Raw genomic sequence first — 15,767 nt, forward strand, 5'->3', positions numbered from 1 at the left:
AAGTTATACTGAACGAGAGGTTGTTCCCACATCCTTCAAAGTGGTCTTCATCAGTTCGAAAGCCAATTCGGGATTGGTTTGAGAGAGCATGCCCATAGCAGCAAATATATACTGGCCATCGAGCACGAAGCGCGGACGGCGCGGTTTGGCTATCTCGGGATGGCGCAAATCATAGATGCTGCCTTTCAGTATCTCTTCCGGATGATTGCTTCCTAAGAGTACGCCGCCAATGCCTATCATCAGCGGAACACTCATTAAGTCCTTCCCCTCCAAAGTATGCATCAATCCGAGCGGTGTATAGACATCGGCCATCCGCCCACAATGACGCTCAACGGCCACAGAGACCGCCATGCTTCCCAACAGTTCTTCCATTTGCTTTTCTTCGCTGTCGGCCAAAGCCAACGTCTCGGGCTGTGCCACACAACGCTCCACCCAACTGCGAAGTTCGGCGGACGGATGTTCCATCTGTTCTAAAACGTGAGGAAGACTATAGCGCATACCCAAATCACCTTCTACGGTGCGCTTACTCCAAGGCTCTGGAAGACCTTTAGTAAGTGTACTTTCCATCGTTGGCTCGCCCGAGGCCATAGAATAGACATCTGTGGTAGCTCCTCCCACATCGACAGCCATCAAGTCGCCCAAACCTTCTTGTAGCTCCGTTCCTCGACTCAGCAACTCGCAGGCTTGTAAAACGGCAAGCGGTGTGGGAATAATTTGGTGGGATGTTAGAGCCTGCACCTTTGACAGGCCTTTGGCTTCTACTATGCGAGAGATAAACAACTGCCGAATAGCATCGCGCGCGGGTTCAATATTGAGTTGGTTGAACTCTGGCATCACATTCTCCGTCAGCACATAGGGCTTGCCTGCTGCTTCAAAGATTTCGACAATGTCGTCGGACGCACTTTTGTTGCCGGCAATGATGGTGGTGAAAGGGCGCTCAATGGAGCAGAGACGGCGCGCGTTGGCCGTTATCACTTCTTTATTTCCCCCGTCCGTACCGCCACAGAGCAATACGAGGTCCGGGTTCAGATCGTAGATTATTTGCTCTTCACGTTTGCTTATCTCGTAGGCAAACGTCTGCATCACTTTCGCCCCTGCATTTGAGGCGGCTGTGCGAGCAGCTTTTGCAGTCAGATCGGGAACAAGGCCGAGGGCCACCATCTTTAGTCCACCTGCAGCACTGCTACAGACGAGCATGTCGTCCCATACGAAATCTCCCAATGCAGCCAAGGCGCAGTCAAGTCCCTGCGTGACATCGTCCGCAATAGTAGTGAACGCGCGCGCCGTGCCCACAACCTTTCGCAAGTCGCCATCAATGGCTGTCACTTTTGTGTAAGTACTTCCTATGTCGACTGCTAGATATTTCATAGCTGAATATCTTCAGTGATTGCTCCAACGGCAGTGGCAGCTTGCAGAGCCGAGTTGTTTATGGCTTCTTCCTCTTCAGTAGCTGTGGCTGCCGTTGATTCTGGCAGTCCTAAAGCTTTGCGGATATCGACGATTGTACTTTCTATTGGCGTACTGGGCGGATAAACATAATCAAAGCCCATGCTGCGGAAGCGTGCTTCAACATCCTTGAAATCTTGCTTACCCACTACGAGGTTACCTCCTACGAAGAGAGGTAGACCTTTGAGACCCGCTTCGTCGCACTTTTCGCGGAAGCCCATACAGTCGATCTCGCCGTGACCATAAAGGGACGACACAATGATGGCATCGGCCTGTGTTTCAACAGCTGCCTCAATAAATTCTTCTTGAGAGACCATCACACCGAGGTTTACCACGTTGAAGCCTTTTTGCTTCAGCGTCAAATCAATAATCTTATTGCCTACGGCATGAACATCGGCTCCAATAACGCCAATGACAATTGTTTTTTTATCCATAGCATAATCTTTTTTTTGATAGTGAAGACTGGCGGACGATTTACTTAGTCCAACTGACGAGCAAAACTAGCTTACTCGAAACTGGCTAAAATCTTTCCGCAGACACTCACTATAGGTTGTTTTTAGTGTCAGATTAACATTACACCGCCTAATATAAGGCGTTAAATTTGAAACTTTACATTTTTTCAAAGGTTTTATTGATAAAAATCTTTCTTTTTGCCAAAAATCTGCTTTTCGGCAGGTTTTCGCGAATTTTTATACATTTCTTGGAGGAGAAATAAGGCGAAATTTTGACGAAGAAAAGAAAAAGGTTATATGTTGCTAGTTTTGTTAAGAATTTTCGTATTCTATAGCCCTGAGAATCGTTTGAAATCCAACTCAAACGCCTTCGACCGAAAAGAACGCCGTTTTGAAACACCACTACAATAAGGCAATTTCTAATTCCTCAAGGAGAAAATAAAATTTCTATAGGCGGAATTAAAATTCCTATAAGGGGAATTTCAATTACAATAAGGATATCCGCGGACGCAATAAGGATGTTGGCGGACAACTTTATTGTATTTTCATCCAAAATAAGGATAAAAAGAGATTTTTGGGAGAAAAAAGTGGGTTTCTTTGAGGGAAGAAGTCATCTTTTTAAGAAGGAGAAGAACGCAAAACTGAGAGATTCAACTTTGAAGCACTTTCTCTCGCGCTAGATTGAAAAAGTTGTTTGTCAAATAATCGGGCGGTAAAACAGGAAGGCTTGGTAGCAGCATGGAAAAAGACTTTACGCAGATTTATAGGAACCATGGAAAAATAGAAGGGAGAACGCAAAAATCCCCTTGGAGTGGAGAAAGGAGGGAAGAGGATGTAGCATAAATTTTCCTTATTTTATATATAGGAGTGATTTTATCACAGACGAAAAGGATTGGTTACATTTGTTTTCGTAACTTTGCGGCTGAATGCGCAAATACTTGTACATATTGATTTCTTGGTTGCTCGCGTTGCCATTAGCCGCCCAGTCTGACTCGCTCAAAGCCAGTCTGCTGACATGTGCTCCAGGCACGAAGAGTTACGAGCTTTACGGCCATACGGCTTTGCGCATTCAAAACACAAAAACGGGCGACGACTGGGTATTTAATTACGGGATTTTTTCTTTCCAAGATGTCGGCCGCTTTACCTGGGAATTCACGCTCGGAAAGGCCGACTATATTCTCGGAGTGGTAAGTTTTCCCGATTTTTCGGCCGAATATACTGAGCGACAACGCCCCGTGACGGAACAAACGCTCAATATCTCTGCCCAACAAACGGCAGAACTATTCCAGTATCTTGCACTCAATGCACAGCCTGAGAACAGAAGTTATCGTTATAACTTTCTGCGCGACAACTGTACCTCGCGGGCTATCGACATGATAGGAAAAGTGGCATCGTTCGCTCTACCTGCTGATAAGCAGCCCCCTACAACCTATCGCGAAATCATTCATAGTTATACGCAGGATTCTCCTTGGCTGGAATTTGGACAAGACCTTATTCTGGGATGTGAGGTGGACACACTGCTCAATCAGCACGCACGAATGATGTTCCCCATCTTGGCGAAAGAAATGCTTACCCACACAACAACCAAAGACAGTCTGGGCAACAGCATACCTTTGCTGAAAGATGAAAAAATAGTGGTAGAGGTGGCTCAAACCAAGGCTTCTCCCACGGCCTTCACACCGCTCATGGTAGCCTTACTGCTCTTGTGCTCTACTGTGGCGCTTAGTTGGTGCGAACTCCGCACGGGACGCGTTTTTCGCCGTTTCGACAACGCGCTGATTCTGGTGCAGGGCTTGGCAGGTTTGGTGGTCTTTGTGCTGTTCTTCTTCTCTGCCCAACCAGCAGTAGGAAGCAACTGGCTCATCGGCATCCTCAATCCGATTCCTCTCGTCTGGCTTCCTATCAAAATACTGCGTGAACACCGAGGCTTACAGGACTATTATCTCCCCTTATATGGGACACTCGCAGCCGTATTTACACTGGTTGTTGCTGGCCTACAGCTACAAACAATCCCTACAGCCATGCAGCTTTTGGCATTGTGTTTGCTGATACGCGGGCTTATTTCTATCATCCGCTGGCGATGCAGACCGCTGCTTGCTGGCACCTCTTCTGACAAATGACTACAAAACAAGGACGATTCCTTATTTCCCTTCTCACCGCAATAACGGTGTTGGCGGCTGCAGAACCTGCAGCAGCTGGAACAGCCGTCCCGCGTCTTGTAGTGAACATACTTGTTGACGGATTGCGTAGCGATTACGTCCAGGCTTTTATGCCGCTCTATGGGCCTGATGGCTTCCGCCGACTAATGGGACAAGGACTTGTTTATTCACAAGCAGAAAATCCTTCGGCTTGGGCCGACCACGCTGCAACAGCAGCAACTATTTCTACGGGTACAACCCCTTCAGATCATGGCATCATAGGTCTGCGCTGGACTGATCGCAAGACGTTGCGCCCCGTGTCCTGCACAGGCACTAATGATAGCCCACAATATCTGAGCGTCTCCACACTGGGCGATGAAATGAAGATAGCCACCAATGGGCGGGCTCTCGTCTATTCCATAGCTCCTCTTAAGGAATGCGCCATTCTATCTGGCGGTCATTCTACAGATGCTACTGTATGGATGGATGCGCGAACGGGACGCTGGACTACTTCAGCATATTTCGGAACATTGCCTTCATGGGCACGTGCCGACAATAACCAAACGCTACCAACGCTTTGGAAACCACTCAACGAACTGGTAGGTAACTTCAATTACTTCCCTTCGGGAGGCATGAAGAAGCCTTTTGCTCACAAACTTTCGGCAACCCAGCTTCAGACAAGCGGACTTGTGAACGAAATGGTGGCTCGCCTCGCGTCAACGGCTATAAATGGTAGCATGTTGGGGCAGGACGAAGTTTCGGACCTTTTATCGCTCACTTTCTATGCAGGCGGAAAGCCATCGATGGAATTGCAAGACACATACGTTCGTCTTGACCGCTCGCTGGCAGAACTATTCCAGGCCATCGACCGCCGCATCGGTCTGCAAAACACTTTGATTGCTCTAACGTCTACTGGGACATCCGAAGAAGACGAAAACGAGGATTTACGCAAATATAGTGTGCCGACAGGGACATTCGACATGAAGCGTTCTGCTTCTTTGCTCAATATGTACCTCGCAGCAGTCTATGGACAAGGAAACTATGTGGAGGCGTGCTACGGACGGCAGATATACCTCAACAGAAAGTTCATAGAAAATAAGCAAATCAATCTTGGCGAACTTTTGGAACGTTGCCAGGATTTCTTGCTGCAACTTGACGGCGTAAAGGATGTTTATACTTCACAGCGCCTCATACAAGGAGCTTGGACACCAGGTATTAGCAAAATTCGCAACGGATATAACGCGCGCACTTCGGGCGACATCCTCATTGAGGTGGCTCCTGGTTGGCGCTACACCAATACTGACGATCAGAAAAACCAACAGGTTCGGGCAACATATATCCCGTTTCCTATCATTTTCTTTGGTTACGCCATCACCCACGAGGAGATAACAACACCCGTAACCATCGACTACATCGCCCCAACACTCAGCAAGGCGATTCGTATTAGAGCCCCGAACGGTTGCAAGCTACAGCCGCTCAAATAATGGCTACAATTCGTCTGTCGCAAGTGAACGGTGACAAACACCTCGTTGCTACCACTCATTATATATATAGTGACGCAACATTACAACAATCCCTTTTATTCTTCATTTGATAACAAAAAAATACAAATATGGATATAATTAAATTCCTCCAAAAGCTCTTCGGCGACAAGAGTCAGCGCGACATGAAGCTGATTCAGCCGCTTGTAGAAAAGATTAAGGCAGCTGCCGCTGAGATTGAGGCGCTCGACAATGATGGCCTTCGAGCTAAGACGCAAGAACTGAAAGAAAAAGTTCAGCACTCTGCGGACGACATCAAGGAAAAGATAGCCGAGCTCAAAGCAAAGATCGAAGAAACTCCTATTGAGGATCGCGAACTTATCTTCAATCAAATCGACAAACTCGAAAAGGATGTTCTTGAACGCTACGAAGAGGCGCTTAACGAAGTTATGCCTCAAGTGTTCTCCATCGTCAAGGACACAGCGCGCCGCTTTACTGAAAACGAAATCATAGAGGTTACAGCCAACGACTTTGACCGAGAACTGGCCACCACGCACGACTTCGTCACCATTGAAGGAGAGAAAGCTCTCTATAAGAACCACTGGGTTGCTGGCGGCAATGAGGTAACGTGGAACATGATCCACTACGATGTTCAGCTCTTTGGTGGTGTTGTTCTGCATCAAGGTAAAATCGCCGAAATGGCTACGGGTGAAGGTAAAACACTTGTATCTACGCTGCCCGTCTTCCTTAATGCGCTGACCGGCAACGGGGTTCACGTGGTGACGGTGAACGACTACCTCGCCAAGCGTGACTCTGAATGGAACGGCCCAATATATATGTTCCATGGTTTCAGCGTAGACTGCATCGACAAACACGAACCTAATTCGCAGTCTCGCCGTCAGGCTTACTTGGCCGATATTACTTTTGGTACGAATAACGAATTTGGTTTCGACTACCTTCGTGATAACATGGCGATGAGCCCTGCAGATCTCGTACAGCGTGGACATAACTTCGCGATTGTCGATGAGGTCGACTCAGTGCTTATTGATGATGCCAGAACGCCGCTGATTATTTCTGGTCCTGTGCCTAAGGGCGACGATCAGATGTATGAGCAGTATCAACCGCTGGTAGAACGCCTTGTAAATGTCCAGCGAAAACTCGCTACTGAGTATCTTGCCGAAGCGAAGAAACTGATTGCTGAAGGAAAGACTGAAGAAGGCTTCCTCTCTCTCTATCGCAGCCACAAGGCTCTGCCTAAAAACAAACCGCTCATTAAGTTCCTCTCCGAACCGGGCGTAAAAGCTGGTATGCTCAAGACGGAAGAAATCTATATGGAGAATAACAACAAACGAATGCCCGAAGCTGTCGAGCCGCTTTACTTTGTTGTTGATGAAAAGATGAATTCTGTCGACCTGACGGATAAAGGTAGTGCTTGGTTGGCTAAAGAAGTGAACAACGACAGACTCTTTGTTCTTCCCGACATTACTTCTGAAATGTCGGAAGTAGAGGCCGACACAACACTAAGTGAGCAAGAGCGCGTCGATAAGAAAGACCAAATGCTGGCAGAGTACGCAATCCAAAGCGACCGTGTACACACTCTCTTGCAGCTCCTCAAAGCCTACTCCATGTTTAATATCGACGAAGAATATGTCGTTATGGATGGACAGGTGAAAATCGTAGACGAACAGACGGGTCGTATTATGGAAGGCCGCCGCTGGAGCGATGGTCTGCACCAAGCTGTGGAGGCTAAGGAGCACGTGAAAGTAGAAGCTGCCACACAAACCTTTGCTACCATCACGCTACAGAACTATTTCCGTATGTACCACAAGCTCTCCGGTATGACAGGTACTGCATCTACAGAAGCAGGTGAGTTCTGGAATATCTACAAGTTGGATGTAGTGGAGATTCCAACAAACCGCCCCATCCTTCGTAACGACATGAACGACCGCGTTTACCGTACGCAGCGTGAGAAGTATAAGGCCGTTATCGAAGAAATCGAACAGATGCGTCTGCAAGGCCGTCCGGTACTCGTAGGTACTACTAGCGTTGATGTCAGCGAACTTTTGGGCCGTATGCTTGACCTTCGCCGCATTCCGCGTCAGATTCTTAATGCAAAACTCCACCAACAGGAGGCACAGGTTGTTGCGCAAGCAGGTAAGAGTACATTGGGCAAAGCCTACATTGCAGCCGATGGTAGAGCTTTCGGCGATAAGCAAAGCGCAGAACAATATCAGAAGAGCATCAACGACAATAATCCGGGCGACGTTCGCGAAGAAGAACGTCTTTTGGGTGCAGTGACTATCGCAACAAACATGGCAGGTCGTGGTACCGATATCAAGCTTTCCGATGAAGTGAAGAATGCTGGTGGTTTGGCCATCATTGGTACGGAGCGTCACGAAAGTCGCCGTGTCGACCGCCAGCTGCGTGGTCGTGCAGGCCGTCAAGGCGACCCAGGTTCTTCAGTATTCTTTGTCAGTCTGGAAGACAAACTCATGCGCCTATTTGCTAGCGAACGCATCGCCAAAGTTATGGACCGCCTCGGTTTCAAGGATGGCGAAATGATTGAAGCTAAAATGGTGAACAACTCCATCGAACGCGCGCAAAAGAGAGTGGAAGAGAATAACTTCGGTATCCGTAAACGTTTGTTGGAATATGATGATGTAATGAACAAGCAGCGTACTGTAATCTACGAGAAACGCCGCCATGCGCTCATGGGAGAGCGCATAGGCATGGATATCTCCAACATGATTTGGGACCGCATTGTTACCATCATCGACAGAGCTAGCAACGACTATGAACGCTGCCGCGAACAGTTCCTTGACATTATGGCGATGGAAATTCCCTTTACAGAGGAAGAACTGCTCAATAAGAACCGAGATGAGCTTATGGAACAATCGTTCCAAGCAGCAGTAGCTAATTTTCGCCGCCGTACAGATCGCTTGGCAGAAGTGGCTATGCCTGTCATCAAGCAGGTGTATGAAAATCAGGGCGAGCAATATGAGAACATACTCATTCCTATTAGCGATGGACGCCTTGTTTATAACATTCGCACAAACTTGAAGCAGGCGTACGAAAGCGAGAGCAAGGAAGTGACGCGTGACTTTGAGAAGGCCATTCTGCTCCATAACATCGACGATGCTTGGAAGGAGAACCTCCGCGCTCTTGACGACTTGAAGAAATCTGTGCAGAACGCGTCCTATGAACAGAAAGACCCGCTCCTCGTCTTCAAGCTCGAAAGTGTCAAGCTCTTTGACGACATGGTGGACCGCATCAACAACAACAGCGTTAGCACTTTGATGCGCTGCCAGATTCCTGTAGCAGCTCCTGAGGGAGTTCGTGAGGCCGAAGAGGAAATTCACGAAAATCAGAACTACACGACCAACCGCGGTAGCGAAGATCCTCTGGGAACTCCCGGCCAGCAGGCCGCAGCAGGACAGGATACGCGTGCCCAACATCCGCAGCAGCCCATCGTGAAAGACAAGATGCCGGGTCGCAACGATCTCTGTCCGTGTGGTAGTGGCAAGAAGTTTAAGAACTGCCACGGCAAAGGCATTGTCTAAGACAATTGGCTAACGATTTAGGCCTATAAGCCTAAACAAGACACATATAAAGAAAGGCAGTCACTCATCTCTACAGATTGAGTGACTGTCTTTTTTCGTTCTCTAGATTTATGGATGAGAAGTATTAAAGCGTCTTTCTACTCCTTTCCATTGGTAATGTCGTAAAACATTTTGTCTGTAGATTCTATTTTACGGATAATTGTCCTATAGCACTGCCTTGAAAGAGTATGATACGGATCCGAGCTGAAGTCTGAATACATATACACCTGCGGTAAGTTGCGATAAGTTGACATGCTCACCGCTCGTTTTAAGATCTGTGCTAAGCATCTTGCGCCCCATTGTATCGTAGACTATAAGGTGTGCATCCCGTCCTTTGGACACGAAATATACGGTAGCAGAACGTGTAGAGCGGTTGCAGACAATCTTGAAAGCTTTATCGGAAATTGTTGCGTCACTGACACCTGTGGACTCTATTATGCGTTTGAGTCCGGCGTATGCGTCAAGTTTTCCTGCTCCCCAATGGAAGTTGTCGGTAGAGGATTCACCTGTGAAGTCATCGCGAATAGCAGTGGCATATATGATATCGCGAATCTGGGTCGGCGTTAACTGTGGATTAGCTTGTAGCCACAAGGCTACAGTCCCCGCTACAGCAGGCGAAGCCATTGATGTTCCTATATTCACGTCGTAGTAGTCGTTACCGCTTTTTGCAACAGCTGTTGATGTATTGAGCTGAGCGTAATAACGTGAAGTTGCCGAGATTACAGCTGCGCCAGGAGCTGTAATGTCTGGCTTTGTACGACCATCTACCGTTGGACCTACGCTAGAGAAGGCCGATATATCGTCCTTCTTACCCACGAGATTCGTGTTAATGTCGTAGATGGCGCCATCAAGTGCAGTATAGGACATCTTAGAATTGTAAGATCCTACCGATATAACATTTTCGCTTGTACCCCCTAATTCCCCTACGGTGTAACTATTGTCTCCATTAGTCCAGCTACGCTTATTGGGTGAAGCGAATATGCCACCAGTAGCATTGTTCCACATATGCACCTCATCACCAGGTGCGCCATTGACAATAATAGCAATCTTGCGGTTTTCAGAAATTTGTGTAGCACGGCTCATCAGCAGTACTTCGGTGCGATTGTTATCGGGATTGACAGTCGCAGCGAGTTGCACAGTACCCACTACGTCGCATCCATCAGGAAAAATGAATTTTACATCGTTGGTTCCTGATGCAGAAACTGCGGGCGATTCTGCTAATATCTTGCCGCGAAGACCATCAACCACGGCCACTTTTACTGAGATATCTGCTCCTTTTGAACCCCAGATGTCAACATACGCCGATTTTGTTATAGACGTAGAAGTAGAGTAACCCAGCATAGTTTTCATAGTTGTATCGTCTTCGGTAAATTTTTTGCTTGCGTGCAAGTTCTCACGCCCTTCATTACCGCAAGCTCCCACTATGATGCGGCCAGGTCCTACGAGTTGTGCGAATGCTTGATCTGTGGCTGAAGTACCATCGTGTGGTCCCATGTGAGAGCCGAGGCTGATGTTTACTACGGCTGGCTTTCCTACGCTCTTAGAGTAGTCAAATATATACTTTATTCCATCTACGATATTGGTATTGCCCTGTTTGAAACTTACAAATACAAGATCAGCCTCGGGGGCAACACCATAGAATTTGGTAGTCATATCACTACCGGCAGCAATGCCAGCTACATGCGTGGCATGGAAAACTGAGTACATATCAGTCTTGGCCGCTTTCATTTCATCAAGAGAGGTGTATTCAGTTCCGTAGTTGTAGCCTTGAGGCGCGTTTCCTGCTGTAGAGTTTTGATCCCAGATTCGCTTTATGCGAGTGTCAGAACCTTCGCTATTCATGAAATCAACGTGGGCATATTCGAAGCCATTGTCTACTATACCTATTACCACGCCTTTGCCAGTGTAGTCTCCTGTACCAATTGTGGCAGTTTGGCATGCATCTATACGACTTTTTCTGCGAGTCTCGTCTAGGAGCAAGCGTGCCTCGGTGGCCGCCTGCACATATCTTACGCCACTGAGTGAGGCTACTTTCTCAATTCTACTTACAGGTAGTGAAGCTGTTATGAGTGAAGTTGAGAGTTGACTGTGCACTTCTCCGCCTAAAAAGGTGATGCTGTCAAGAGTTAAAGCATCAGTAATTGAGATAAAAGCTTCGACTCGATTATTGTTCAGCGAGAGTGGTTCAAGACGTGCTGCGTTGCTGTTGCCCATGAGTAAAAAACTTGTGTAGGGCGATATTTTTTGCGCGTTTGCCAGCACTCCAAATAAAAAGAGGGAGGCTGTAATAAGAACGTTTTTTCCCATTTCTTTGTTCCTGCGTTCATTGCAAGCGGATGCCCAAGTCATGACTTTGCATCGCGACTAGTGCATCCGCCTGTCATTTTCTGTATAATAAAAGTTTAATATTTGCCTGTGAGCTCTCCGTTAAACGAGACTACAAGCCTCGTGTTGTCGCCACCATTTACAATATTGTTGGCCTTGCAGTTGTAGCGGTTTTTTACATCGAGAAATACAGAGTATTTGCCCTCGTTGTCACGGCTAATGGTAAGCGTACCATTGTTGGGAACATTACTATAGCCCATATATTTTGCATCGGGTGATGTGAGTTGAATACCGCCTGCGGTGTACTTTAGTGAGAACATATCGCCATCTTTGAGTTGTGACAGATCTATTTTTCCTGCGTTGAGCAGGGCTATACTGAACTGCAGCTCTATCCTTGAATCATCATTTTTTGATGTGCTACCCTTAGGATATAGGTAGAGAGTCATATATGAAGTTTTATCTTTATAGAGAACCTTCTCTATGATAGCAGAGTTTGTCTCTTCACCATCTGAGTTGTAGTAGTGGTAACTATTCTGCATTACAGGGGTAGGAATCATTGGGTCGAGGTCGTCCACGTTTGTATACTGTCCCAGATAATCGGCCTCTACTTGCATACCATTGTCAAGCGTTGCCATGACATGCACATATTGCTTTCCTGCGAAGTCAACGGCAGTGGTAATTGTTCCTTCTGTTACCTTGTCGTAGACGGTACCTGTAGTATAGTCTATAAGGCGGAAGGTGTAACTTTCGGCATCAGTTGCCATATTGACGACAGAGCTATTAAGTTTTGAGGCTGCCACGCTAATCCAAATGGCATATTTTCCTTGTAGTGCATCTTTGGGTGTGCTGGCAGTTACATCGGAGAATGCCAAATGTGTGGCATCGCCCACTGATATCGGTTGTATGCGGAATGCGCTGGCTATATGACTTGTAGTAATTTCACCTTCAGTAGGTGTAATCTTTATAGCTAAGCTACTGTCATAGGAACGACCAAATGTTCCTTTGTAGACTGCACGAAACTCTAAGCCACCATCAAGCTCACTCTCTAATGTTACCATGATATTTTTGCCGAACTTGTCGAACTTCACAGATAACATACCTGTTGGTTTTACTTTGACTCCTTCTTTGCGTATGGTCACATGTTCAGCATCATCTGATGTTAGGTCTATGTCTTTACCCATAAGACTTGCTGGAAGTGTTATAGCGATATCGGGAGTAGTAGCATTGGTTTGAGAGTCTCCATAGAGACTTACCCTACAACTATCGGTTGTTTCACTTATTACCACATTTGTAATACCTGTTATCTTGTCATCGAGTGCCCATTGGTTATCAAGTGTCGGTTTTATACGTTCGCTAAAAGTCACACGTTCTACATTGTCAACTAAATATGTTACTTGCTTTCCGTCTTTTTGCACCACTGTCATGATGTGTTTATGTTCTTGTGCTATGCAACTCACTGTCGATGCGAGAGCGAGAGCTATGATTATAAATGTCTTTTTCATTTTATTGCGAATTTAGTTATGGCTTTGTCACCTGTTTTTATTATATAAAGTCCTTTGCCGAGGGGGCTTATGTCGATGCGACGTGTGCCGGTAGCGACAAGTGCTAAGCGGCCATCAGCTGTAAAGATATGCGTCGTAGCATTGGTTTTTTGTTCTCTATCAAGTACGAGGGTGTTGCCTTCGAAGTGGATATTAGTGTATTCCCTATCTGTGACTTCTGATATGGATGTAGGGTCGTAATTAATTTCCATCGGACCACTCCATATTCCTTTTATGAGGAAGCCATTGCCGTCTGTCACATCAATGGTGAACTTGTAGTTATTGTTCTCCAGTAATTCTACACTGACGCGTCCAGAAGTGACAACAGCAAACGTGTCTACCACCTGGTAGCGGTCTTTTGCGAAGTGCCAGTAGCGCGTTCCGATTAGTTCTCCCCACTCGTCGAAATAGCCTTGTGTCATCTTGTAGGGAGCATAGAGTTTTGTCCATAAATGATTCTGTTCCATAAGCTCATAAGTTCCTGGAACAATACCAGAGGCGTTGGGCGCAGTCTGGAATTCCATTTTGAACAGATCACCCTCATTACCATCCTTACCGCTGGGTGAGCCAATATCTACTGAGAATACGTTGACGCCGTTCTGGAGACCGAGGTGATAGACGCGTGCTGTCTTTATGTAATTTAGATTAAGAGTAACATCATCGTTGAGATTAGATACTATGGCTTTCTTTTTGTCGTCTGATTTGTCTACATAGGTGAAAGCCACATTGTGTGCCGTACCACGCACTTTGTGCCCGCGGTCGGTAGTGCAGTCGATGTTGAAGTTAAACGTGTTTTCCTTGTCGCCTTCGGTGATAGTTATCGTCCCCTCAGTGATGTATCCGTAGGCATAGTCAGTGTCAGCTCCGCTCATAGCCTTGCGCTGCTTTATATATGTTCCCATAATCACAGTCATTCCACTGTAGTCAATCTCCATTCCCGGGAAATAAGTTTCCTTGTTGAAGTTGCGTGCAACAGTGTAGACGCTAGGCAGTACGGTGGCTTTCTTCGGATCTCCGAAGAGACGGTTAAAGGCACAAATAGAGAGATTGTAACCTTTTGCTTTCATCGCGCCTGTCTCTGAATCGAAGTCACAGTTGTACAAGTTGATATAGATATTACCCGTATTTGACTTCATTAGGTTACCATGGTAGAAGGCCATTCCACCTGTAAACGTAGCATTTATGTCTGATGAAATCTGTGGATAGACGGAAGTGCCGCCACTCATGTTGGTAAAAGTTATGTTTCCTTTAAAGTTATAGACTGTGCCATCGGTATCGGTGAAGGTGATGATGTATGTGCCTTCAGCGTTGCGTATGATACTTATTTCGCCTTTCACGCTGGGTATATGATTTGAAGCTTTACCTTGAGCGTCGTAGTAGACTGTTTCAGAATAGTCGGGAGCATATACCTGTTGAGTTGTTGCAGAACTGCCATTGGCTACAAAATTTCCAGTTGGTAGTGTTCCTCCTGAGCCTTGTGGCACATAGAGGTCGAGCATTGCTACGTTTGAGTTTGTAGCTTCTATTCTTCCCTCGGCATCATTATATGATGCATTGTGGGTATCGGCGAGTACAAGATAGTAGTTATCTTTCTTCTTGCTGTCCGATGCAGCCTTGTAGTAGGCAGCTACAACACTAATAAGTGATACTTGTTTGTTTCCGGCCTTAGCTACTGATTGTTCTGCAGCGTGGGAATGTTTGACTTTGGTGAAAATTGTCTGAGCTACAGAGCTAAGACTTGAGAGCATTAGAAATAATGCTGTTAAGAATAAAGTCTTTTTCATTTCTTTACGATTTTAAATGAATGTTCTCCTTCGAGGTTAAGAATGTATGTGCCAGGAGTACAGCCCTCGAGGCTGACATTGACACAGCCCTGCTCTACGTGCTGGCGTTTCACCAATCGTCCAGAGATATCGTAGAGAGAAACTGAACGTGCGTGTGTACCGCTCACAGATACGCTAGTATTGTCGAGGTAGGAGAAGCTGAAGTCATCAGCTATATTCTTGTCTACCCCTAACGCTACGCTAGTGAAATGGAACTCCACCACTTGTGATTGCTCGTAGTTTGTGGTAAGACTCTGTGATGTGACAATAAGCTTGCCATCGGCAAAACTTATTTCCGGCTTGTCAGCAAGCAGAAATTTTACCGTACGAGCATCCGCGAATTTCAAGACCAAAATTTCGGCCGATTCGCCATCGGCTGCATTAGCTGCCGACGAGCAACATGCGAGAAACGCAAATAATAGTTTTAGAAGTTTTTCTTTCATAAAATATTTGTTGGTTAAACATGATGTTGCAATTAGATTGTAATGTTTCTGACTAGATTTATTGCTTATTTTCTTTAGAGTCTTGGACTAATATTTTCTATCGGTTTGTAATAAAATATTAATAATGCAACTCTTGAAATCAAAAACGTGAGGATATTTAATGCTTCCTCTTTTGATTCCGAGAAAATATTTAATATATCATCTTCGTGGACAAATATAAGATTTTTATGAAGTAATAGCCAAAAAGTGAACTTTTTTAGCTCTCTTTTTGGCTATTACTTCAGATTCTCCTCTTTTTTTGAAGGAGAGATATCTTAAAAATATCAATATCCCCTTATCAGAAGTCTATTTGTAGTAGATTACATGCTCTCTTTCAGAATGTTTACGACCTCTTCGAAGGTGAGTTTGCGGTAGCCACTATCAAGAAAGATTGTGCCCCTGGTAATTCCTTTAAGCATCTTTCTTTTCTGTTTAGATGTGTGCTTTTCAGAGGTCTGTAGATAAGCACACAATGTTGTT

Annotated in this window: 9 protein-coding genes; 3 read left to right on the forward strand and 6 right to left on the reverse strand. The window is 46.0% G+C overall.

The window, feature by feature from the left end; genetic code table 11:
• Positions 1-3: 3 nt before the first annotated feature.
• Positions 4-1,368, reverse strand: coding sequence for a methylaspartate mutase accessory protein GlmL (glmL, locus tag FHS60_RS04985; protein ID WP_183695853.1), 1,365 nt, complete (start codon positions 1,366-1,368; stop codon positions 4-6).
• The gene (gene glmS, locus FHS60_RS04990; RefSeq protein ID WP_009346889.1) at positions 1,365-1,880 is read right to left on the reverse strand and encodes a methylaspartate mutase subunit S; all 516 of its coding nucleotides are present in this window, start codon (positions 1,878-1,880) and stop codon (positions 1,365-1,367) included. Before glmS ends, glmL begins: the two co-directional genes overlap by 4 nt.
• A gap of 944 nt (positions 1,881-2,824) precedes the next feature.
• Here glmS and FHS60_RS04995 point away from each other — a divergent pair.
• From FHS60_RS04995 to FHS60_RS05005, 3 genes are all read left to right on the forward strand, one after another.
• Complete coding sequence (locus FHS60_RS04995; protein WP_183695856.1) at positions 2,825-4,018, forward strand: Lnb N-terminal periplasmic domain-containing protein; 1,194 nt, start codon at positions 2,825-2,827, stop codon at positions 4,016-4,018.
• Positions 4,015-5,520, forward strand: coding sequence for an alkaline phosphatase family protein (locus FHS60_RS05000; protein ID WP_183695859.1), 1,506 nt, complete (start codon positions 4,015-4,017; stop codon positions 5,518-5,520). The genes FHS60_RS04995 and FHS60_RS05000 overlap by 4 nt, the downstream gene beginning before the upstream one ends.
• A gap of 128 nt (positions 5,521-5,648) precedes the next feature.
• The gene (locus FHS60_RS05005; RefSeq protein ID WP_183695861.1) at positions 5,649-9,077 is read left to right on the forward strand and encodes a preprotein translocase subunit SecA; all 3,429 of its coding nucleotides are present in this window, start codon (positions 5,649-5,651) and stop codon (positions 9,075-9,077) included.
• Positions 9,078-9,281: 204 nt separating this feature from the next.
• Here the strand turns inward: FHS60_RS05005 and FHS60_RS05010 are convergent, their stop codons facing one another.
• The 4 genes from FHS60_RS05010 to FHS60_RS05025 all read right to left on the reverse strand — a co-directional run bounded on the left by FHS60_RS05010 (position 9,282) and on the right by FHS60_RS05025 (position 15,248).
• Positions 9,282-11,423 carry a S8 family peptidase gene (locus FHS60_RS05010; RefSeq protein ID WP_244957438.1) on the reverse strand — a complete coding sequence of 714 codons (2,142 nt, stop codon included), beginning with the start codon at positions 11,421-11,423 and terminating at the stop codon, positions 9,282-9,284.
• 95 nt (positions 11,424-11,518) lie between these two features.
• Positions 11,519-12,943 (reverse strand): hypothetical protein, encoded by a 1,425-nt coding sequence (locus FHS60_RS05015; protein WP_183695866.1) that lies wholly within the window; start codon positions 12,941-12,943, stop codon positions 11,519-11,521.
• Positions 12,940-14,766, reverse strand: coding sequence for a T9SS C-terminal target domain-containing protein (locus FHS60_RS05020; protein ID WP_183695869.1), 1,827 nt, complete (start codon positions 14,764-14,766; stop codon positions 12,940-12,942). Before FHS60_RS05020 ends, FHS60_RS05015 begins: the two co-directional genes overlap by 4 nt.
• Positions 14,763-15,248, reverse strand: a complete 486-nt coding sequence (locus FHS60_RS05025; protein ID WP_183695872.1) for a T9SS type A sorting domain-containing protein — start codon at positions 15,246-15,248, stop codon at positions 14,763-14,765. Before FHS60_RS05025 ends, FHS60_RS05020 begins: the two co-directional genes overlap by 4 nt.
• Positions 15,249-15,767: the final 519 nt, after the last annotated feature.

This window comes from Alloprevotella rava (assembly GCF_014195585.1).
In the GTDB taxonomy this organism is placed as follows: Bacteria; Bacteroidota; Bacteroidia; order Bacteroidales; family Bacteroidaceae; genus Alloprevotella; species Alloprevotella rava.